This is a genomic window from Pseudomonas sp. NPDC078416, assembly GCF_050268485.1.
GTDB lineage: Bacteria > Pseudomonadota > Gammaproteobacteria > Pseudomonadales > Pseudomonadaceae > Aquipseudomonas.
Genome location: NZ_JBNNGV010000017.1, coordinates 21062 through 43178, shown reverse-complemented (window position 1 = coordinate 43178; position 22117 = coordinate 21062). Strand labels below are relative to the sequence as shown.

Sequence of the window (22117 nt, the reverse complement as noted above, 5' to 3'; positions counted from 1 at the left end):
AAGCGCAAGGCGAGGCATGGCAGTCGGTCGTGGGAAAAAGGGCGCGCAGGATGCCAGAAAACACTACGCAGGTCAGCGGGCAACGTGGAGTGCTTCGCAGGCAAGTTCTCCCGGCGCTGAACGATCTTTTGCCCTGAGCCTCCATAGTGTTGACCGCCAGTGATGATCGTCATTAGCCTGTCGATTTAGTTCTGCAGTATCTCTGGACAAGGAGGTTTTTACTGAGGCTTCACGATGATCATGAGCACGGCGCAGCAGTTTCCGTTGAGTGAATCGCAAATCGCATTGATAGCCCGGGCGCTGGCTGACAGCCGCCGCTTCCGGATCCTGGTTCAGATTGGTAACAGCGAACAGGCGCTGCCCTGTGCCGAAGTGCTGAAAGTTCACCCGGTCAGCGCCGCCACCGTTTCCCACCACACCCGAGAGCTCGAGCGAGCCGGCCTCATCGCCACCCTGCGCGAAGGCAAATACGCCAGCTTCATGATCCAGCGCGAGGTCCTGCACGCCTACGCTCGGCAGTTGATGGAGATCTAGCAAGCTGCGCGTTGTCTGCAGGACGCGGAGCGTCCGGGGCGGTGTTACCACGCGGAGCGTGGGAACAATCAACATCTATGGTGAACAAACCGGCCTCTTCCCGGCTAAAGCCAGTCCCACTAAAAGCAGCGCGTACACCCCGTAGATCGGGTTATCTCGACTAAAAATTGATGTCGCCTGCACCGGCGTCTTCCCGGCTGAAGCCAGTCCTACAAGGGCACCTTGTACAGTCAGTGGGACCGGCTTTAGCCGGGAAGCTTTTGCTTTGCTTCTGATCTGCTTTTGGTCTTCATACGCAAAAAGTCCAGACACCGCAAAACGCGACTTGGGTGCAGGCCGAACGCAGACGACGCGGAGTGGGCCGAGCCGCATGGATGCGGCGAGAGCGCCGTCAGGACATGGATGTCCGTTCGGCGCGGGCCCGCGGAGCGTCGTCGGAGTGAGGGAACCCCGAGGAACGAGGGGCCAAACCAGGAGCAAGCACCCTTGGTTACTTGGGGTGCTTTTCCAAGTAACTCGCCGAAGGCGAAACAGTCTGCCCCCAGGCAGACGCCCTTGATCCGCTTTAGATCTTCTTCAGCCCCATTGAAAATAGCCCTGACCACCCTTATGTCTTGAACAGTCCCGCATCCGGAGTTCCCCATGTACCCAGACGTTCAACTGTTCATCGATGGTCAATGGCGTGCCAGTACAGACGGCCGCACTATCAACGTCATCAACCCCGCCAACGGCGAAACCCTCGGCACCGTGGCCCACGCCGACATCGCCGACCTGGACCAGGCGCTGGCAGCGGCCGAGCGCGGCTTTGACACCTGGCGCAGCACCCCGGCCTACGACCGCTACAAAATCATGCAAAAGGCCGCCAACCTGCTGCGCGACCGCGTCGATCACATCGCCAACATCATGACCCAGGAACAGGGCAAACCCCTGGCCGAAGCGCGCATGGAAACCCTGTCCGCCGCCGACATCATCGACTGGCTGGCCGAAGAAGGCCGCCGTGCCTATGGCCGCCTTGTGCCATCGCGCAACGTCTCGGTCGAACAGAAAGTCATCAAGGAACCGGTCGGTCCAGTGGCGGCCTTCACGCCGTGGAATTTCCCGATCAACCAAGTGGTGCGCAAGCTGTCCTCGGCGCTGGCGGCCGGCTGCTCGATCATCGTCAAGGCCCCGGAAGAAACCCCGGCGTCGCCTGCCGAACTGGTCCGTGCGTTCGTCGATGCCGGCGTTCCAGCGGGCGTCATCGGCCTGGTTTACGGCGATCCGGCGCAGATTTCCAGCTACCTGATTGCCCACCCGACCATCAAGAAAGTCACCTTCACCGGCTCGACCCCGGTGGGCAAGCAGCTGGCGGCGTTGGCCGGTCAGCACATGAAGCGCGCGACCATGGAGCTCGGCGGTCACGCCCCGGCGCTGGTGTTCGACGATGCGGACATCGACCTGGCCGCGCGCACGCTGGCGGGCGCCAAGTTCCGCAACGCCGGGCAGGTCTGCGTGTCACCCACGCGGATTCTGGTCCAGCGCGGTGTGTTCGATGAATTTGTCGAGAAGTTCGTCGGCCACACCCACGAGCTGAAAGTCGGCAACGGCCTGGAGCAGGGCGTGACCATGGGCCCGGTGGCCAACGAGCGACGCATTCCAGCGTTGAGCGCGTTGATCAAGGACGCCAGCGACAAGGGCGCCAAGGTTCATGTCGGCGGCAAGGCCATCGAAGGCCCGGGCTACTTCTTCCAGCCCACCGTCATCAGCGGCCTGACCACCGAAATGCGCATCATGAACGAAGAACCCTTCGGCCCGGTGGCGCTGCTGGTGCCGTTCGACACGGTGGAAGATGCGGTCAAGGAATCCAACCGCGTGCCGTTTGGCCTGGCGTCGTACGCGTTTACCTCGTCGATGAAAACCACCCACATCCTCAGCACCCGCATCGAAGCCGGCATGCTGTCGATCAACCACCAGGGCATCGGCCTGGTTGAAGTGCCGTTCGGCGGCATCAAGGATTCCGGCTACGGATCCGAGGGCGGTACCGAAGCGATCGAGGCGTACCTGAACACCAAGCTGGTGACGGTGTTCAACGTTTAACGCCTACTGTAGGAGCCGGCTTGCTGGCGAACCGTGCCTGCCAACCACCCTTGAGGCGACTGACCCCGCGCATTCGCCAGCAAGCCGGCTCCTACAGGTACTGAGTGCGGCTGAACTCCCACGCACCCCGCGAACTCTGAACCCACAGATCACTTCCGATCCACGGGGACGAGCCATGGCGACCAGCGGCGTGCAGGCAGTAGCGGCAGACAGCAAAGGGGCGGTGTTCGAAACGGATCTCCCCGCCCGGCTCGATCGTCTGCCGTGGGGGCGGTTTCATACGTTGCTGGTGTTTGCCCTGGGCATCACCTGGCTGCTCGACGGGCTGGAAGTGACCCTGGCGGGCTCGGTGTCCGGGGCGTTGAAAGACAGTCCGGTCCTGCACCTGACCAACGCCGACATCGGTCTGGCCGGCGGCGCCTATATCTGCGGCGCGGTACTGGGAGCATTGTTTTTCGGTTGGCTGACGGACCGTCTGGGGCGGCGCAAGCTGTTCTTCATCACCCTCGCGCTGTACATCACAGCGACCGCTGCCACGGCGTTTTCCTTCAGCCTCTGGAGTTTCCTGCTGTTCCGGTTTCTCACCGGGATGGGCATCGGCGGCGAGTACACGGCGATCAACTCGACCATCCAGGAATTCACCCCGGCACGGTTTCGCGGCTGGGTGGACCTGACCATCAACGGCACCTTCTGGATCGGCGCGGCATTGGGCGCGGTCGGCTCCATCGTGCTGCTGGACGCCCCATGGGTTGGCGCGGACATGGGCTGGCGCCTGTGTTTCGGCATCGGCGCGGTGCTCGGTCTGATCATCCTGCTGATGCGCCTGTGGCTGCCGGAAAGTCCGCGCTGGTTGCTGATTCATGGCCAGGGCGAGGAGGCGAGGGTGATCGTGGAAGGCATAGAAGAGCGCCTGCGCCGCCAGGGCCACGACCTGTCCACCCCGGTCGGCCCGCCGTTGCGTTTGCACGCGCGGGACCACACGCCGCTGAAAGAGATTTTCCACACCCTGTTCAACACCTACCGCCGTCGCGCCTTGGTGGGCCTGACGTTGCTGACCGCTCAGGCGTTCTTCTATAACGCGATTTTCTTCACCTACGCCCTGGTGCTCACCGAGTTCTACCAAGTGCCGTCGGCCTCCATCGGCTGGTACGTGTTGCCCTTGGCGCTGGGCAATTTCTGCGGGCCTTTGCTGTTGGGGCGGCTGTTCGATGTGGTGGGGCGGCGGGTGATGATCAGCCTGACCTACGCCGTGTCCGGGGTCTTGCTGACCATTAGCGGCTATCTGTTTCAGCAGGGCGTTCTGGATGTCACGCAACAGGCCATCGCCTGGATGATCATTTTCTTCTTCGCATCGGCCGCGGCCAGTTCAGCGTACCTGACCGTCGCCGAAACTTTTCCGCTGGAGATACGTGCGCTGGCGATTGCCGTGTTCTATGCGTTCGGCACGGCGCTGGGTGGCATTGTCGGCCCGACCCTGTTCGGCCAGTTGATCGACACCCACGAGCGCGGCCCGGTGTTTATCGGCTACCTGATTGGTGCCGCGTTGATGTTGCTGGCCGCCGTGGTGCAGGCGATCTGGGGCGTGGCCTCGGAAGGCAAATCCCTTGAAGAAGTGGCGCGGCCCCTGTCCCAAGCCCACGACTGACCCAGCCCCACGACTGACTCAAGCACGCGGTCGGCGATTGGTCAGTTTTGTTCAATCGCCCACCCGGCCGCGCTTCGTACACTCACCCGACAGTCAATGAAGGGTGGGAGGTGCAATGAACCTGATGATTTCCATGGCGGCGTTCGCACTGGCCGCGTCCATATCGCCGGGGCCGGTGAACGTCGTGGCGCTCAGCTCGGGCGCGCAGTTCGGCCTCATCGCCAGCTTGCGCCACGTGCTCGGCGCGACAGTGGGCTTTGTCGTGCTGCTGCTGTTCACCGGGTTCGGCCTGCACGAAGTGCTGCAGCGTTGTCCGATGCTGACCGAGATCATTCGCTGGGCCGGGGTGGCGTTTCTGCTCTATCTGGCGTGGAAACTGGCGATGGATAACGGACACCTTGACGTTGCCAAACCCACCCGCGAGCCGTCGTTTCTCCACGGTGCTGCGATGCAGTGGCTGAACCCGAAGGCGTGGCTGGCGGCGGTGGCGGGGATGGGTGCGTTTGTAGCCGATGGCGAGGCGCGACTGATCGGTCTGTTTGCGCTGATCTACTTCGTCGTGTGCTACCTGTCGGTGGGCTGCTGGGCCTGTGCCGGTGCCTTTCTCGGCCCCTGGCTGCGCAGCCCCGGGCGCATCCGCGTGTTCAACCGCAGCATGGCGGCGCTGTTGGCAGGCTGCGCGGTGTCGCTGTTTTACGTCTGAGCTTTCTCTTGCGAGCAACTTCTTGCGAGCAACTACAGGCGGTCAGGGCTTGTACTGACCCGGCGTTGCCGCCAGATGTTTTTTGAACGCCCGCTGAAAGTGCGCCTGATCGGCAAAGCCACTCTGCTGGGCGATGTCGGCAATAGGCTCGCCGCTGCGCAATTGCGCCTGGCCGTGCTGGATGCGTCGGTTGACCAGCCAGGCGTGCGGGGTCATGTGGTACTGCTGCTCGAACGCACGAATCAGGTAGGCCTCGGACAGATTCGCCGCCGCGCACACGTCTTCCAGCCGAATCGGCTGCAGGTAATGCGCATCGATGTAACGCGCCGCACGTTCGACCTTGGGATTGGCCTGTCTTGGCGTCAGCGTCGAGCCGCCCAGACGCTGCTCGACCAAGGTGAAAAACCCGACCGCGGCTTCCTGTTTCGCCAGCGTATCCCGCTGCGAATCCACCAGTTGCCGATGAAGTTCGAGCAGCCCGTCGAACAACAGCGGGTCGCGACTGTGGGTGGCCGGATAACCCCGAAACAGGCCCCCGTCGCTGACCCCGCAATCACGCTGAAGCGCGCCCAGCCACTGCGCGTTCACGTACAGCATCAGGTAGGACCAGGGCTGATCGTCGATGGGATTGCAGGCGTGGACCTCGCCGGGGTTCATCACCACAACGGTGCCGGTGGTGATGGTCTGGGTGGTTTTCTCGTGCAGGTAGGTGCTTTGGCCGGCGGTGATTGCGCCGATGGAAAATACGTCGTGGGAATGGCGGGAGTAGCAGACCTTGCGGCCGTCCTCGATAGAGCGCGCCTCAATGAACGGCAGTTGCGCGTCCCGCCAGAACACCGGTTTATCACGCTGTCTCACCGGGTTCTGGCAGGTCATTTCAACTCATCCCTTCTCGCGCTTGCAGCTGTGAAAGAGGTCCAGCGCCGGCTGGTATTCCGTGCTGGTGACGCCGAGCAAGCCTAGCACCGAATGAAACACGTAGTCATGGCTCAGGTCGGGCTGGCCTTGCCTGGCAGCCAGACAATGGCGATCAACGCCGGCGTCTTCCAAGGTCGAGTGGCCGAACCACATCACCATCGGCACGTGGGTCTGGGCTGAGGGTGCGATGGCGTAGGGCGCGGCGTGCAGGTAGATGCCGTTCTCGCCGAGGGATTCGCCGTGGTCCGAGACGTAAATCATCGAGGCATCGACCTTGTCCTGATTGCGCTTGAGCAGCTCGATGGTCTGGGACAGGAAGTGATCGGTGTACAGGATGGTGTTGTCGTAGACGTTTTTCAGCTCGTCGGACGTGCAGCTGCCCAGCTGATTGGTTTGACAGACGGGCGTGAAGCGCTCCAGGGTCTTGGGGTAGCGATCGTAGTATTCCGGGCCGTGGCTGCCATCGGAATGGAGGACGATGACGGCGTTGTCCTGCAGCCCGTCAATGTAATCCTGCAAGCCCACCAGCAGCGATTCGTCGAGGCAGTTTTTGCCATCGCAGAACGGGCTTGGCTGGTTTTTCGGGATATCACTGTGGGGCACGCGCAGGCAGGTGCCTTTGCAATCGCTGTTGTTGTCCAGCCACAGCACCTTCAGGCCGGCGCGCTGGAGCATGTCCAGCAGACCCTCGTAGGTTTTGCCCTTTTTGTCGCTGTAATCAGTGCGCGGAAATTTCGAAAACATGCACGGCACTGACACCGCGGTTGACGTGCCGCACGAGGCCACGTGGGTGAAATTGAGAATGTCCTGCTGCTTCAGTTCCGGGTTGGTCTCCCGCCCATAGCCGTTGAGGGAAAAGTGGTCGGCCCGGGCCGTTTCACCGACGACGAAGATCATCAGGCTCTTTTTCGGCCGCTGCTGCGCTTGCGGACTGAGCGCAGCGTCGGCGCCGACGGTCTGGATTTTCAGCGTCTCTTTGATGGCGACGGTCTGCTTGGTCAGCTTGCCGATGGCGTAGAGGTAATTGGTCGGGTTGATGAAGTGGGTGAGCTTGTCTTCATCGCGAAAGATCGGCGCATAGGTCGCGTAGAAGGGCCCGACCGCAGCGGCGATCACCAGCAGACAGCCGACGCAGACGAGCACTTTGTTGACCAGCCCGGGCAGCACGCGACGGTAGGTCACCGGCAGCCGCCAGATCAGCGCGATCGGCAGCACACCCAGCAGCCCCAGGTAGACAAACAGCTTGCCGCTCAACAGGGCCTCGGCCTCGCCGGGGTTGGTTTCAAGCACGTTCTGCATCATCGTCGTGTCGATGCTGATGCCGTAGGTGTTCATGAAATACGCGGCGCCGGCCGAACACAGCGCGACCAGGCTCAGCACTGGTTTGAGCGTCGGACGAAACGAGAAAGGCGTGAGCAGCAGGGTGATCGCGGCCCACAGCAGGAAGGCAAACGACACATAGAACGCAATGGCTTTGACGCCCTGCAATTGCGCCTGGTCAACCAGTGCGCGCCAGGTCGCCAGGTTGTAGAACAGCACCAGACACAGGGAAAACAGCATCACCAGACGAGTAGACGTGACCGGTTTGATCATCGATTTCATTTCCGTATAAGGGACCACGCAGCGCCTGGTATGCGAATGCATCAGGCAGTTCCATCCTTGGGGCCGAGACGTCAAACACGTCCATTCAATGGCTGCCGGGAAGGTAGGCGGGGCAGATCGCGCGGAGTTTTCCAAAACGATTGTGAAGGCTTTGTGAAAGCGCCAGCTCGGTGGTTGCTCCCGCTTCAAACCCGCTTTTGCAGGGGTGTCGAGCGCTTGTGTTTACTTCCCTGCAATGACTCTGTCGACGGTGCCTTCCTGTTTCAGGCGGGCAAATGCGGCGGCGATCCGCTGCACCGTTTCGTCCGGGGTGCTGGCGCTGAGGGCGATGTAGAGACCTTTGGACAGTTCGTCGAGGGTGAAAACGCTTTCCAGGTCCTCGAACGCGATGTGCAGGTCGGCGCATTGTTCGCGGGCTTCGCGCTCGGGCATGGGGATCAGCTCGACCTGGCCGCTGATCAGTTTGCGCAGGTTGTCGAGATTATTGGCCGAGACCACCATCCTGCTGAAACCCTTGCCCTCCAGGTACTGCTGCCGCGAATCATCGCGCACGACCCCGACGGTGTAATGGCTGGCGTCCTGCAAGCCCTTGACCTGCACATCGCGGCGCTCGCGAAGTTTATAAAACGATGGTGTGACGTGTTCCAGTTCGCCGACCCACTTGAACAGCGCCTCCCGTGCGCTGCTGCGAATCATCGGGTAGATCAGCACGTTCGCTTCGAGCCGGGCGATGTCGTAGGCCCGCGCCCAGGGGTAAAGCGCCATGTGGTAGTCGGTGATGCCCGCGTTGGCGAGGGTCATCTCGACCACTTCACTGGCGACCCCGACCACCTTTTGGCCGTCAAGGGCGCTGTAGGAGGAGTCTTCGGTCACCACTTGCAGCGTCGTGGCGTCTGCGCTCAGGCACACGAACAGCATCAGGAACGTGACCAGAACGCTGCGCTGACGATGAATTTTTCCCATGGCATTCCTCTCGGTTCAGATCACACAGCGGTCCCGGCCCTGGCTTTTCGCCCGGTACAGCGCCCGGTCGGCACTCTGCAGCAGTTGATCGAAGTGCTCCATGTTCGCCGGGTCGAGCTCGGCCACGCCGATACTCAAGGTCACGAAAGGCGAGACCGGTGAAGCGCTGTGTACCAGTTGTTGCCGGGCCAGCAGGCCGCGCAGGCGATCGGCCGAGGCCAGCGCCTGGTCCTCGTCCTGCCCCGGCAGCAGCACGGCGAACTCTTCGCCGCCGAGCCGCGCCACCAGTTCGCCGGAGCGCGAGAACAGCGCGCTCATGGCCAGCGCCACGTCGCGCAGGCATTGGTCACCCCGGGCATGGCCGTAGGTGTCGTTGTAAAGCTTGAAGAAGTCGATGTCGCACATCAGCACCGACAGCGGCTGGCGATGACGCAAGGCGCGGTTGAATTCCAGCTCCTTGAGCTCGTCGAAATGACGGCGGTTGGCCAGGCCGGTGAGCGGATCAAAACGGGTCAGGGCTTCCAGTCGTGTGTTGGCGGCCTTGAGCTGTGCGGTGCGCTGCTCGACCAGTTCGGCGAGCTGGTCGCGGCTGGCGGCCAGGGCGATTTCGTCGCGGGCCTGACGCTCCAGGTGCGCGGCCAGTTTGTCCTGCAGGTCATTGACGCCCGCTTCGAGCAGGTCAAGCTCGTCACCGGCCTTGCCGCGGCGCTCCAGGGTCAGATGCTTCTTGAGGTTGAGCGGCGTCAGGTGTTCGAGGTGGCGGGCAATGCGCCGCACGTGCAGGGTCACCGAGCGGTTGAACATGCCCATGATCAGCCCCGCGAGCGCCAGGGACTGGATGATCTGGGTGAGCATGATGACCGCGACTTCTTTCCACAGGCGTTTCCACAGCAGGCTCTCGTCGCCCTCGATGGTCAGTTCGCCGACCACTTCGCTGGCGCCGGGGTAAGGCGAGATGGTCAGCTGCCGATGCAGCGCCGGGGCGCGGATCGAGCCGGTGTGACCGGGGTGTTGGCGTTCCAGAACTTCAGGGGCGCGACCGGGGCGCAGGATTTTCAGCTGGACCCGGCCCACCGGCGCCGCCGTGGCCACGCTGTCGATCTGGGTCTGCAGCGCCTGATCATCCATTTCCCACACAGCTTTGGACAGCGTGCCCTGGAACACCTGATCGATCAGGGTCAGCTCGGCGTTCATGTTCGCCAGATTGGTGTTCCAGGCGAACCAGGTGCGCACCAGCACCGTCGCCGCCGTGAACAGCACGCAGAACGCCAGCGTCGCCAGCACCAGACGCCGCGCCAGCGAACCGGTGCGCTGTCCGGTGCGTGGGGTGGGGCGGGTGTCGCCGGGTGGGGCGGAACGCGTTTCGAATGGCATGCTCATTGCCACTTGCGCGCAATGGCGTCGTAGGTACCGTTGGCGCGAACGGTCGCCAGGGCTTTCTGAAACCGCTGCACCGTCGCGTCAGGTGTGCCGGCGCTGAACGCCATGTTGAAGCCGCCGGCTTCTTCCAGCTCTTTAATGCGCAGGGATTGCACCAGCGTCCGGGTGGGGTCATCGCCGACCTGTCGGGCGAGGTAGTAAGCGTTCAGCTCGTCGGAGATCCACAGGTCGACGTGGCCGGTCTGCAGTTTCTGATAGTTGAATTCGTAGCGGTTGCTCGATTGCAGCTGATGGCCGATCTCGAATTTGCGCGCCATCAGGTATTGCTCGCCAACGTCTTCGTTGACCGTCGCGGTCTGCCAGTCCCGGGCGTCGTCCAGGCTCAGCAGGGTGACGGGATGGCTGGCGGACGAATACAGAAACCAGCGCGACGCGGCGATGGTGCCGACCCACTTGAACAGCCGCTCACGCTCGGCGGTGCGGGTGATGGAGTAAATCAGCACGTTGGGGTTGTGCAGCGCCAGATCATAAGCCCGCGCCCAGGGCATGGACTGAATGGAGGCCTGCACATTGGCCTCCTTCAACACCGCCTGAACCACCTCGGTGCTCATACCGGTGAGCACCCCGTCGCGGGTCATGTTGTAGGGCGGGAGTTCTTCGGTGACGACATGGATCTCGACACGGGCCGCGTCCGAGTTAATCGATTCAGCTCCGGACGCGCCAGTGCCCACGCACAGCAACAGCGCCACACAGAGTGCGCTGCCCAGTGTGTGAATGAGCGAATGGAGTGTCATCGATAACTACCTCATGGGTGCAAAAGCGACAGATGCCGGGCCGTGAATAATCCGGCACAACCGTCACCGACTGCCTTGCACACCGGGATATCGGCTGAATAATCCGTCACTTGAGACGGCATCCTGCCGGGCATCCTAACAGCTTCAACAGACGAGTCCGGGTTACCGGACTGTCCCGCACCACCTCTCACAAACTCGCCGCCCTCCAGACTAAGCACATCGCGGGCCAACACCCGATCTCCAGTGCCCGGACTGGCCTCTTCCCGGCTGAAGCCGGTCCTACTAAAGCACTGCGTACCGTCCAAAAATGCTGGCGCCTGCAATGGCCTCTTCCCGGCCAAAGCCGGTCCTGCCAGGGCATCGCCTGTACCCAGTGGGATTGGCGGTGGTTCAGACCGTAGGACCGGCTTTAGCCGGGAAGCTCTTTTTGATCGTCGTACACAGAAGGTCCATACACCGCAAAACGCGATTTGAGTGCAGGCTGAACGCAGCGCCCACGGAGCGCGACGGGAGTGAAGGAGCCGACGAAGTAAAGCGCTGATGGCCTTGGGTTATGGCATGTGGCTGACGGCGCGGCAGTGGCTTTAAGCCCTTTATCAGGTAGCAGCAGCGTTGGGCGTCTTCACCGGCGGCACGATGGACAGCGCGATCAAGGCGGCAATCGCGCACAGCAGGCCGGAAATGAAAAACGCCGGCAGGTACGTGGCGAAATGCGTGCGTGTCCATCCGGCGCCGAAGGCGGCAAACGCAGCGCCCAGCTGATGCCCGGCGAACACCCAGCCGAACACGATATTGGCGCGCTCGGCGCCAAATCGCTGGGCGGTCAGCTTGACGGTCGGCGGCACCGTGGCGATCCAGTCCAGCCCGTACAACAGGGCAAACACCGACAGCCCGAACACGGTGAAATCCAGAAACGGCAGCAGCACCAGCGACACGCCACGAAAGCCGTAGTACCAGAACAGCAGCCAGCGATTGTCGAACCGGTCCGACAGCCAGCCGGAACCGATGGTGCCGAAGAAGTCAAAAATCCCCATCACCGCCAGCATTCCGGCTGCCGTGGTCGCGGCCAGGCCGTAATCGCCGCACAGGCTGATGAAGTGCGTCTGAATCAGGCCGTTGGTGCTGGCACCGCAGATGAAGAACGTCATGAACAGCACCCAGAACGTCCAGGTTTTCGACACGTCGCGCAGCACCCGCAGCGGCGTGATCAGCAACTGAACGAAGGTCTGGGAACTCGCGGCAACGGGTTGAATGTCCTCATCGCCATACAGCGGCAGTTGCAGATCAGAAGGTCGGTTGCGCATCAACGCCAGCACCGCGACCCCCGCAATCACGATGGTGGTGCAAATGCATGCCAGCGCTGTGCGCCAACCGAAATGCTCGGTCAGGTTCGCCAGCATCGGCATGAACACCAGTTGGCCCGTGGCGGAACTGGCCGACAGCAAACCCATCGCCAGGCCGCGATGTTTTGAGAACCAGCGCGTCGCGACGGTGGCACCGAGGACCATCGCCGTCAGGCCTGTGCCAAAACCGACCACCACGCCCCACAACACGACCAGCTGCCAGAACCGGGTCATGAACAGCGACAAAACCATGCCGCTGGCGACCAGGGTCAGTGCGGTCAGGACCACCTTGCGCACGCCGAAGTGGTTCATGAACGCGGCGGCGAAAGGGCCGACCAGGCCGAACAAGGCGAAACGTATCGCCAGCGCCGAAGAAATCTCGGCAGTGTCCCAGCCGAATTCCGCCTGGAGCGGCCGGATGAACACACCCGGCGCGCCCACTGCGCCGGCCATGACCAGCATGGTCAAGAAGGTGACGGCCAGGATCACCCAGCTGTAGTGAATGCGACGGCGCGACAGCGAAGCCGCCAGAACGGAGGAAACCATGGGAAATCACCGGAGAGCGGGGCAGTTGGATGATGGCTGTACTCCAATATGAACGCTCAGCTGTCGGGCCTCCGTCAAGGAGATATTTCCGGATGTTGCAGATATTTGGGTTCTCAACGGTGGGAACCGCTCAAGCAACGCAGTATCCCGTCGGCATTTCAGGGGGTGAAACAGTGGATTGCTTTTTCTGGTGATTCTCCAAGCTGGCACCCCGGCCCATTATTTGTTCCACCAGCGCGGCACACCCCTGCGGCACCGCCGCCCCACGCTGAGTCGATCCACTTGCCCAGGAGCCCACCCCATGACCGCCATCACGCTTTATCACTTCCCGCTGTCCGGCCATTCTCACCGCGCCGAGCTGATGTTGTCGCTGCTGGGCCTCGACCCGAAAATTCAGTTTGTCGACCTGGCCAAGGGTGAGCAGAAGAAGCCGGAATTCCTGGCCATCAACGCCTTCGGCCAAGTGCCGGTCATTGACGACAACGGTGTCATCGTCGCCGATTCAACGGTGATTTTGGTCTACCTGGCGAAGAAGTACGACCCGTCCGGCCGCTGGTTGCCGAATGATCCCGAGGGGGCAGCGAACGTGCAGCGCTGGTTGTCTGCCGCGTCCGGCGCGATTTACCTGGGCCCGGCGCGGGCGCGTCTGATCACCGTGTTCGGCGCGGGCTTCGATCCGAAAGACACGATCCAGCGTGCCCACGACGCGCTCCGCGTCATCGATCAGCACCTGAGGGGCCGCGAATTCCTCGCCACCGATCACGCCACCATCGCCGATGTCGCCGCCTACAGCTACATCGCCCACGCGCCGGAGGGCAACGTCTCGCTGGACGAATACGTGAACGTGCAGGCATGGCTGGCGCGCATCGAGAACCTGCCGGGCTTCACGCCCATGCCGCGTACGGCAGCAGGCCTGGTCAAGTAACCCTCCGTGATTCCAGGGAGTTCGCGCCATGAACGAGATTCGCACTGAAATAGCATCGCCATGGCATTCCGGCGAGCGCGCTCTGCAGGCCAAAGTTGGCGTTGCGGAGCGCATGGAAACCCTGGGCAAGCGCGTCATTCGTGACTACATGCCCGATCAGCACCGTGAGTTCTACGAGCACCTGCCCTACCTGATTCTCGGCGCCGTCGACACTGAAGGCTGGCCGTGGGCGACCCTGCTGGATGCCCAGCCGGGGTTTATCCATTCCCCCGATGCCAGGCGTCTGGACATTACTCGACGCCCCGATGCCGAAGACCCGGCCGGCACCGAATTCGCACCGGGCGCGGCGGTGGGCATGCTCGGCATCGACCTGCACACCCGCCGTCGCAACCGCATCAACGGCCACATCAGCGACGTGTGGGAAAACGGGTTTTCCGTGAGCGTCGAGTACTCGTTCGGCAATTGCCCGCAGTACATTCAGCTGCGGGAGCTGAAACAGTTGCCGTTGCCGACACTGCCGCAACGGCCTGCGGCGCAACGCCTGAACGCACTGGATGACGCCGCCATGGCCACCATTCGTGGCGCCGACACTTTCTTCGTCGCCAGCTATGTCGACCTCGGGGGCGCCCAGCCCCATCGTTCGGTGGACGTGTCCCACCGCGGCGGCCAGGCCGGGTTCGTGCGGGTGGATGGAGAGGTGCTGACCATCCCGGATTTCGCCGGCAATCTCTTTTTCAACACGCTGGGTAATTTTCAGCTCAACCCCAGGGCCGGTCTGTTGTTCGTTGATTTCCAGACCGGCGAGCTGTTGCAGGTGGCGGGCACTGTCACGTTGATCCTCGACGGGCCTGAAATCGCCGCGTTTCAAGGTGCCGAACGTCTCTGGCAGGTGCGCGTGGAACAGCTGGTGCGTCGGCCGGCGGCGCTGCGCTCGCGCTGGGAATTCCAGGGGTGGTCCCCCAACAGCCTGATGACCGGGGACTGGCAGCAGACCGCCGCCCGTCTGCAGGCCGATGCCCTGCGCGATCAATGGCGGCCCATGCGGGTGACGCGGATCGAGGACGAAAGCGACGGCATCCGTTCGTTCTATTTCGAGCCTGCCGACGGCGCCGGTTTGCCTGCATTCAAGGCCGGTCAGCATCTGCCGCTGCGCCTGGCGCCTGAAGGCCGTACGCCGCCGCTGATTCGTACCTACAGCCTGTCTAGCGCGCCGTCCGACGGATTTTTCCGCATCAGCGTCAAGCGCGACGGCCTGGCCTCGGCGTACCTGCATGACCAGATCAAGGTCGGCGACTTGCTCGAGGGGCGGGCACCCCAGGGCAGCTTCGTGGTGGACCCGCAAGAGCGCCGGCCGCTGGTCCTGCTGGGTGCGGGCATCGGCGTCACGCCGATGCTGTCGATGCTGCGAGAAGTCATCTACGAAGGCAAACGGGTGCGGGGAGGGCGGGCGACGTGGTTTATCCAGAGTGCCCGTCGTCTGGCCGACCTGGCGTTTCGCGAAGAAGTGGACACACTCATTGCCAGGGCGGGGGATCAGTTGACCGCGATTCGCGTGTTGAGCCAGCCGGAAACGTCGGCGCGTGTGGGTGAGGATTTCCACCTGACCGGCCGCATCGACCTCGATCTGCTCAAGGCGCTGCTGCCGTTCAATGATTTCGATTTCTATGTGTGCGGGCCCGCTGCGTTTACCCAGGCGATCTACGACGGCCTGCGCGCCTTGCACATTCGCGACGAGCGGATCCACGCCGAGACCTTCGGCCCGTCGAGCCTCAAGCGCAGCGGCGATTCCCGGCCGATTGCGTTTGAGCAGCCGCCTGCCGCCACCGAAGCGGTGCCGGTGGTGTTCGAACGCTCGGCCAAGGAAGCGCGCTGGCAGCCCGCCGGTGGCACCTTGCTGGAACTCGCCGAGAGCCGAGGCCTGAGCCCGGAATTCAGCTGTCGCGGTGGATCCTGCGGCACCTGCAAGACCCGGCTCGTCAGTGGCCAGGTGCATTACCCGGTCCCGCCGGCTGAAAGGCCGGCGCCGGACCACGTGCTGATCTGCTGCGCAGTCCCGGCTTCAGGGCCGCTGGTGCTCGATCTGTAACCATCCATGCGTGTGCGGGAGAGACGGCGATGAACCCATGGCCAGCGTTCGAGAAAGAGGAAACCCCGATGCCGTTTCAGGCAACCGAGCAGGAGATTTCCTGGCTGCTGCCGCAATCGCTGGCATCCCTGGCTGGCGAGATGGCGGCAAGCCACGAACAGATCGACACCCCGGCGACCCTGCGGTTGTTCAAGTGGGTCCGTTCGGTGTCGGGATTTGACCGGCCGCGATAACGGCAAAGGCGGGGGCGAACAGGGCGTTCGCTCCGGCAACGGTTGAAATGAGGCAGCGTCTGGTCGGATGATGGGCGCCGATTTGCTCACCCTTCGCAGCGGCTCATCGGCGGCGCCTCCCGGCGGGGCGAATGGCCATGACCCTTGCGGCACTCGTTGCCCTTCACAAGGACGTTCATCTTGATCACCCGCAGAACCCTCATCGGCGCGTCGTTGCTCGCTGTGCCCGCGTTACTGAGTCTTTCCTCACTGGCTGCCGAGCGTCGCGCCGGGCCGTCTTCCGACCGGGCCATTGCGCAGCAACTGGCCGACCTCGAACGTCGTCACGGTGGCCGGCTGGGTGTCGCCATGCTGGACACGGCCAGCCAGCGCCTGATCAGCCATCGCGGCGATGAACGCTTTGCCCTGTGCAGCACCTTCAAATGCCTGGCTGCCGCCCATGTGCTGGCGCGGGTGGATCGCAAGCAGGAAGACCTGTCGCGGCGCATTGTCTATTCTGCCGAGCAACTGGTGGCGTATTCGCCGACCACCGAGCTGCATGTGGGCGGGCAGGGGCTGAGCCTGGGTTCGCTGTGCGAGGCGGCGATGACGCTGAGCGATAACACCGCAGCGAACCTGCTGCTCGACAGCATGGGCGGCCCGGACGGTCTGACGGCGTGGCTGCGGTCTATCGGTGACACGCAAACCCGGCTCGACCGCCGCGAGCCCGATCTGAATGAAAACCGGCCGGGGGATCTGCGCGACACCACCACGCCCGTCGCCATGCTGCAGACATTGAATACGCTGGTGCTGGGCGACGAACTGAGGCTGCCGTCCCGCGATCAGCTGACGGCGTGGCTGGTGAACAACCAGACCGGCGACAAGAAGCTGCGCGCCGGCATCCCCGGCGGCTGGCGTGTAGGGGACAAGACCGGTTCGGGTGCCAACAACGCCAGCAACGACGTCGCCGTGATCTGGCCCGGCGACCGGCCACCGATTCTGGTGACGGTCTATTACACCGGCTCGAAAGCCAGCGTTGATCAGACCAATGCACTGATGGCCGACATCGGGCGGCTAGCCGCTGCGGTTTAAGGTTAGGCTTCGAGGGCACGAGGGCTAGCCGCAAAATCTCGATACACATTGCCGCGATGAATCAGCCGTACGGAGCACAGCCGGTGGACTCGGGCTCGGTCGAATCGCGGTCCTGCGCCTGTCCTGCGGTGCCCGAGGCGCCGCTCAATTGCCACAAATTCCAACACCCCACGTCGATATGTGGCGTATTGATATTAAATTTCCCTCCGCTAGACAACTTTAGCCTAACCCAATAAAACCGGGCACTTCAGCTCTACACGCTGTAGGAAATGTCTGACAGACGCCTCCGTTTTTGCGCGCGGTCTCAAGACTGTCATCAAACAGAAATGTTTCCAGTTTTAAATCTGCCTCGGGTCTTCAACTGTGACCACACACACAAAATTCTCTTGTTGAGGTATTGCCGTGATTCTGCTGACTAAAAAACGCCTGTCGCTTCTGATGGCTTCGATGTGCCTGTCGGGTATGGCACACGCCGTTGATGTGACTGGCGCTGGTTCGAGTTTCGTATTCCCGGTTATCTCCCAGTGGTCGCAGGACTACAGCAAAACTGCTGACAATCGCGTCAACTACCAGTCGATCGGTTCGGGCGGCGGTATTGCCCAGATCAAGGCTGCAACCGTTGATTTCGGCGCGTCCGACGCCCCGATGTCTGCTGAAGACCTCAAGGCCGGCGGCCTGGGTCAATTCCCAAGCGTCATCGGCGGTATCGTTCCGGTCGTCAACCTGGAAGGCGTCAAGGCCAACGACGTGAAATTGAGCGGCCAGGTTCTCGCCGACATTTTCCAGGGCAAAATCACCAAGTGGAACGACCCTGCGATCGTCAAACTGAACGATGGCGTGAAACTGCCTGAAACCAACATCACCGTCGTTCACCGTTCGGACGGCTCGGGCACTTCCTTCAACTTCACCAGCTATCTGACCAAAGTCAGCGACGCATGGAAAGCGGGTCCAGGCACCGGCTCTGCCGTTCAATGGCCAGTGGGCGTGGGCGGCAAGGGTAACGAAGGTGTGGCGGCTTACGTAAAACAGATCAAGGGCTCGATCGGTTACGTTGAATACTCCTACGCCACCAAGAGCGATATCGCTTTCACCCAACTGCAGAACTCTGCTGGCGAGTTCATCAAGCCTGACGCCAAAGCCTTCGCCGCAGCGGCTGACACGGCTGACTGGGCCAATGCCAAAGACTTCAACCTGATCATGACCAACGCCCCGGGCAAGACGGCATGGCCGATCACCGCGACCACCTGGATCATCATGTACAAGCAACCGAAGAACGCCGAGAAAAGCGCTGCTGCTTTCGACTTCTTCAAATGGTCCCTGGAAAAAGGTCAGAGCGCTGCTGAAAAACTGGAATACGTACCTCTGCCTGCATCGCTGGTCAGCAAGATCGAAGACTACTGGAAAACCGAGTTCACCAAGTAACTCGACGTAATCCGGCTAACCCCTGTCACCGAGCGCTCGGTGACAGGGTTTCCTTGCGAGTGGACCTACCATGACTGAGAACACCCAATACATGTCCGCTGTGATTCCGGATGCAATATCCGAGAGCGAAAAACGCGCGGCCCGCGATCACCGACACGACGCCTGGTTTCGGCGCACGATGCTGGGAGCGGCTCTGTTGGTGCTGCTGTTGCTGGCGAGTATCGCCGGCTCGACACTCTGGGGCGGTGCCCTGGCATTCAAGACGTTTGGCTTCGAATTTCTTACCAGTACCGAATGGGACGTGGTCAACGGCAAGTTTGGCGCGTTGGTGCCGATCTACGGCACGCTGGTCACCTCCTTTCTCGCGCTGCTGATCGCCGTTCCGGTGAGCTTCGGCATCGCGGTTTTTCTGACTGAAGTCGCACCGCCCTGGTTGCGCATGCCCATCGCTTCGGCGGTGGAACTGCTGGCGGGCATTCCCTCGATCATCTACGGCATGTGGGGCCTGTTCGTGTTCGGCCCGTTCATGGCGCAATACATGGCGCCGTGGATCAACGACAACCTCGGCGCGCTGCCGCTCATTGGCCCGGTGTTCCAGGGCCCGCCCCTGGGCATCGGCATGCTCACCGCCGGCATCGTGCTGGCGATCATGATTATCCCGTTCATCACCTCGGTCATGACCGAAGTGTTCCGCAGCGTGCCCATTGCCCTTAAAGAATCGGCCTACGCCCTGGGCGGCACGACCTGGGAAGTGGTCTGGGACATCGTCCTGCCTTACACCCGCTCTGCGGTGGTCGGCGGGGTGTTCCTGGGTCTGGGCCGTGCCCTCGGTGAAACCATGGCGGTGACCTTCGTGTTGGGCAACGCCCACCAGTTCTCCGCATCGCTGATGATGCCAAGCAGCTCGATTGCTTCGGTGATCGCCAACGAGTTCAGCGAGGCCTACACCGACCTGCACCGTTCTGCACTGATCGCCCTGGGCTTCCTGCTGTTCGTGGTCACCTTCATCGTGCTGGCGATCGCCCGTCTGATGCTCTCTCGTCTGTCGCGCAAGGAGGGTCTATGAGTAAGGCCGATAACGAAAACCTGTACCGCTCCCGCGCAATCAAGAACAGGATCGCGATGGTCCTCAGTTGCGCCGCGACGGCCTTCGGCCTGTTGTGGCTGGTGTGGATTCTGCTGACCACGATCGTCAACGGGTTCGAAGCGCTGAACCTGCGGCTGTTCACCGAAATGACCCCGCCACCCGGCTCGTCGGGCGGTCTGGCGAACGCCTTCTACGGCAGCATTCTGATGTCCGGCATCGGTCTGTTGATCGGCACGCCGATCGGTTTGATGGCGGGTATCTGGCTGGCAGAGTTTGCGCGCAACACCAAACTGGGCAATGCGGTGCGTTTCATCAACGACATTCTGCTGTCGGCGCCGTCGATCGTGCTCGGTCTGTTCGTGTACACCGCGGTGATCCTGCCCCTCAGCGCCGTGACCAACCATCAGGTCGGTTTCTCGGCCTTCGCCGGTGCCCTGGCACTCGCCCTGCTGGTGATCCCGGTGGTGGTGCGAACCACCGACGAAATGCTGCAGCTGCAACCGTCGACCATGCGCGAAGCCGCATTGGCGCTCGGTGTGCCGCAATGGAAGCTGACGCTGCAGATCGTCCTGCGTGCGGCCAAGGCCGGCGTGGTGACGGGCATCCTGCTGGCGCTGGCGCGCATCACCGGCGAAACCGCGCCGTTGCTGTTCACCGCCTTCGGCAACCAGTTCTGGAGCAGTGACCTCCTCAAACCGATTGCAAGCGTGCCTGTGGTGATCTTCCAGTACGCGATGAGTCCGTTCGATGACTGGCACTCCCTGGCCTGGGCCGGCGCCTTGATTATGACCATGTTTGTACTGGTGCTGAGCCTCAGTTCCCGTCTTCTCCTTTTGCGCAATAGGGCGTCCTGATGAACAACCTTTCCCTCGCCGACGAAAAAACCAAAATCCAGGTACGCGGTCTCGATTTCTTCTACGGCACTCAGCGTTCGCTGAAGTCGGTCGACATGATCATCCCCGAGAAGCGCATCACCGCGATCATCGGCCCGTCCGGCTGCGGCAAGTCCACGCTGCTGCGCGTGTTCAACCGCATTTACTCGATGTACCCGAAGCAGGAAGCCAAAGGCGAAGTGATGCTCAACGGGGAGAATATTCTCGCCCCGGGCTACTCGATGAACCGCCTGCGCAGCAACGTCGGCATGGTGTTCCAGAAGCCGGTGCCGTTCCCGATGTCGATCTACGACAACATCGCCTACGCGGTGCGTCACCACGAAAAACTCTCCCGTCGCGAGATGGAAGAGCGCGTCGAGCAGGCCCTGCGCGGCGCGGCGCTGTGGGACGAAGTCAAAGACAAGCTCAAGCAGAGCGCCCAGAGCCTGTCCGGTGGTCAGCAACAGCGTCTGTGCATCGCCCGCACCATCGCGTTACGCCCGCAAGTGCTGCTGCTGGACGAACCGACTTCAGCCCTGGACCCGATCTCCACCGGGCGCATCGAACAGCTGATCACCGAGCTCAAAGAACAGTTCACCGTGATCATCGTCACCCACAACATGCAACAGGCCGCGCGCTGCTCGGACTACACCGCGTTCATGTTCATGGGCGAACTGATCGAGCACGGCGACACCGACACCATCTTCACCAAGCCTTCCAAGACCCAGACCGAGGATTACATCACCGGTCGTTTTGGCTGATCGGGAATATCGCTGGAGCCTTCCCGGCCAAAGCCGGTCCTACAGTTGATCGCGGGCTGTCAGTGGGACCGGCTTCAGCCGGGAAAGGGCCAGCCGCTACCGCGCGGCACCGGTAGCGCTGGAATCCCCCATGAACGCCTCCAGCCGCTTGCGCAGCCAGCGTTCGGCGGGGTCGGTGTCCATCACGCTGAGCCAGACCATCGACAGGTCCAGATTCGGCGTCACAAACGGCAGCGGCTCGCCACGCAGACCGGTTCGGGCCATGGCCCGGGTCAGGTGGTCGGGCAGGTTGCACAGCAGATCCGTCCCCGCCATCAATGCCGGCAACGTGCTGTATTGCGGCACCGACAGCACGGCGGTGCGCTTGCGTCCGATCGCGGCCAGCCACTCATCCGCAAAGCTCGAAATGTTCGCCACGTGGGACACCACGACGTGGGGCCGCGTGCAGTATTCGTCCAGGGTAATTGGCTCAGGCGACGAATCGGCCCGCACCACCATCGGCTGCACGCTGCGCAGCATTTTTCGCTTGGCGTTGGCCGGCAGTTCACGGGTCAGGCAGACGCCCACGGTGATGTCGCCCGACATGAGCAATTCCGAGACATTCCAGAAATTGACCTGCTTGATCACCAGCACAATGCCGGGCGCTTCCTCACGGATCGCGCGCAGCATCGGCGGCAACAGGCTGTATTCGACGTCGTCGGACAGGCCGATGCGGAAGGTCATGTCGCTGCTGGCCGGGTCGAATTCCCGCGTGAGGCTCAGGGCCACGGACATCGCGTCCAGCGCCGGCGACAGGTGACTGATGATCTCGTTGGCCCGCGCCGTGGGTTCCATGCGGTGACCAACACGAATGAACAGCGGGTCGTTGAACAGTGCGCGCAGGCGGTTGAGGGCGGCACTGATGGTGGGTTGGCCGAGGAACAGCTTTTCGGCGGCACGGGTCACGTTACGCTCTTGCATCAAGGTCTCGAACACCACCATCAGGTTGATGTCAGCCTTGCGCAGCTCATTGCGATTCATAGATCGTCCCCGTTACCCGACATTCGTCACCCTGCTGTGTAAGGCCTGCGACATGATAGGCGCCAGTTTATGGAGCGCGGTCGTTCGGCGTCCAGCCTTCCCGGCCAAAGCCAGTCCTGCCAGTTATTCGCGTGCT

19 protein-coding genes are annotated in these 22117 nt (G+C 62.3%); 12 read left to right on the top strand and 7 right to left on the bottom strand.

Going from position 1 to position 22117, the window contains the following annotated elements; translation table 11 throughout:
- Positions 1 to 234: 234 nt before the first annotated feature.
- The 4 genes from ACQKEN_RS15895 to ACQKEN_RS15880 all read left to right on the top strand — a co-directional run bounded on the left by ACQKEN_RS15895 (position 235) and on the right by ACQKEN_RS15880 (position 4958).
- Positions 235 to 534: an ArsR/SmtB family transcription factor gene (locus ACQKEN_RS15895; protein ID WP_427686868.1), complete on the top strand. Its 300-nt coding sequence runs from the start codon at positions 235 to 237 to the stop codon at positions 532 to 534.
- Positions 535 to 1176: 642 nt separating this feature from the next.
- Positions 1177 to 2610, top strand: a complete 1434-nt coding sequence (locus ACQKEN_RS15890) for an NAD-dependent succinate-semialdehyde dehydrogenase (RefSeq protein ID WP_427686867.1) — start codon at positions 1177 to 1179, stop codon at positions 2608 to 2610.
- A gap of 175 nt (positions 2611 to 2785) precedes the next feature.
- Complete coding sequence (locus ACQKEN_RS15885) at positions 2786 to 4255, top strand: MFS transporter (protein ID WP_427686865.1); 1470 nt, start codon at positions 2786 to 2788, stop codon at positions 4253 to 4255.
- 115 nt (positions 4256 to 4370) lie between these two features.
- Positions 4371 to 4958 (top strand): LysE family translocator, encoded by a 588-nt coding sequence (locus ACQKEN_RS15880; RefSeq protein WP_427686863.1) that lies wholly within the window; start codon positions 4371 to 4373, stop codon positions 4956 to 4958.
- 42 nt (positions 4959 to 5000) lie between these two features.
- On the opposite strand, the gene ACQKEN_RS15875 is transcribed toward ACQKEN_RS15880, so the two are convergent.
- The 6 genes from ACQKEN_RS15875 to ACQKEN_RS15850 form a co-directional block, all read right to left on the bottom strand.
- Complete coding sequence (locus ACQKEN_RS15875) at positions 5001 to 5834, bottom strand: AraC family transcriptional regulator (RefSeq protein WP_427686861.1); 834 nt, start codon at positions 5832 to 5834, stop codon at positions 5001 to 5003.
- A 6-nt stretch (positions 5835 to 5840) separates the two neighbouring features.
- Entirely contained in the window at positions 5841 to 7478 is a 1638-nt protein-coding gene (locus ACQKEN_RS15870; RefSeq protein WP_427686967.1) for a phosphoethanolamine transferase, read from the bottom strand.
- Between the two features lie 222 nt (positions 7479 to 7700).
- The gene (locus tag ACQKEN_RS15865; RefSeq protein WP_427686858.1) at positions 7701 to 8441 is read right to left on the bottom strand and encodes a substrate-binding periplasmic protein; all 741 of its coding nucleotides are present in this window, start codon (positions 8439 to 8441) and stop codon (positions 7701 to 7703) included.
- Between the two features lie 15 nt (positions 8442 to 8456).
- The gene (locus ACQKEN_RS15860; protein WP_427686856.1) at positions 8457 to 9815 is read right to left on the bottom strand and encodes a diguanylate cyclase domain-containing protein; all 1359 of its coding nucleotides are present in this window, start codon (positions 9813 to 9815) and stop codon (positions 8457 to 8459) included.
- Between the two features lie 2 nt (positions 9816 to 9817).
- Positions 9818 to 10615, bottom strand: coding sequence for a substrate-binding periplasmic protein (locus tag ACQKEN_RS15855; RefSeq protein ID WP_427686854.1), 798 nt, complete (start codon positions 10613 to 10615; stop codon positions 9818 to 9820).
- A gap of 596 nt (positions 10616 to 11211) precedes the next feature.
- Entirely contained in the window at positions 11212 to 12504 is a 1293-nt protein-coding gene (locus ACQKEN_RS15850) for an MFS transporter (protein WP_427686852.1), read from the bottom strand.
- Positions 12505 to 12805: 301 nt separating this feature from the next.
- Here ACQKEN_RS15850 and ACQKEN_RS15845 point away from each other — a divergent pair, with 301 nt between their 5' ends.
- From ACQKEN_RS15845 to pstB, 8 genes are all read left to right on the top strand, one after another.
- Positions 12806 to 13429: a glutathione S-transferase family protein gene (locus ACQKEN_RS15845; protein WP_427686850.1), complete on the top strand. Its 624-nt coding sequence runs from the start codon at positions 12806 to 12808 to the stop codon at positions 13427 to 13429.
- 28 nt (positions 13430 to 13457) lie between these two features.
- Positions 13458 to 15515, top strand: coding sequence for a pyridoxamine 5'-phosphate oxidase family protein (locus ACQKEN_RS15840; RefSeq protein WP_427686849.1), 2058 nt, complete (start codon positions 13458 to 13460; stop codon positions 15513 to 15515).
- 29 nt (positions 15516 to 15544) lie between these two features.
- Positions 15545 to 15748, top strand: a complete 204-nt coding sequence (locus ACQKEN_RS15835) for a hypothetical protein (protein ID WP_427686847.1) — start codon at positions 15545 to 15547, stop codon at positions 15746 to 15748.
- Positions 15749 to 15928: 180 nt separating this feature from the next.
- The gene (gene bla / locus ACQKEN_RS15830) at positions 15929 to 16819 is read left to right on the top strand and encodes a class A beta-lactamase (RefSeq protein ID WP_427686845.1); all 891 of its coding nucleotides are present in this window, start codon (positions 15929 to 15931) and stop codon (positions 16817 to 16819) included.
- Positions 16820 to 17221: 402 nt separating this feature from the next.
- Positions 17222 to 18241 carry a phosphate ABC transporter substrate-binding protein PstS gene (gene pstS / locus ACQKEN_RS15825; protein WP_427686843.1) on the top strand — a complete coding sequence of 340 codons (1020 nt, stop codon included), beginning with the start codon at positions 17222 to 17224 and terminating at the stop codon, positions 18239 to 18241.
- A gap of 70 nt (positions 18242 to 18311) precedes the next feature.
- Positions 18312 to 19307: a phosphate ABC transporter permease subunit PstC gene (gene pstC / locus ACQKEN_RS15820; RefSeq protein ID WP_237254285.1), complete on the top strand. Its 996-nt coding sequence runs from the start codon at positions 18312 to 18314 to the stop codon at positions 19305 to 19307.
- Complete coding sequence (gene pstA, locus ACQKEN_RS15815; RefSeq protein ID WP_427686841.1) at positions 19304 to 20182, top strand: phosphate ABC transporter permease PstA; 879 nt, start codon at positions 19304 to 19306, stop codon at positions 20180 to 20182. Before pstC ends, pstA begins: the two co-directional genes overlap by 4 nt.
- Positions 20182 to 20961 (top strand): phosphate ABC transporter ATP-binding protein PstB, encoded by a 780-nt coding sequence (gene pstB, locus ACQKEN_RS15810; RefSeq protein WP_237254287.1) that lies wholly within the window; start codon positions 20182 to 20184, stop codon positions 20959 to 20961. Before pstA ends, pstB begins: the two co-directional genes overlap by 1 nt.
- Positions 20962 to 21057: 96 nt before the next feature.
- On the opposite strand, the gene ACQKEN_RS15805 is transcribed toward pstB, so the two are convergent.
- Entirely contained in the window at positions 21058 to 21981 is a 924-nt protein-coding gene (locus tag ACQKEN_RS15805; RefSeq protein WP_427686839.1) for a LysR substrate-binding domain-containing protein, read from the bottom strand.
- Positions 21982 to 22117: the final 136 nt, after the last annotated feature.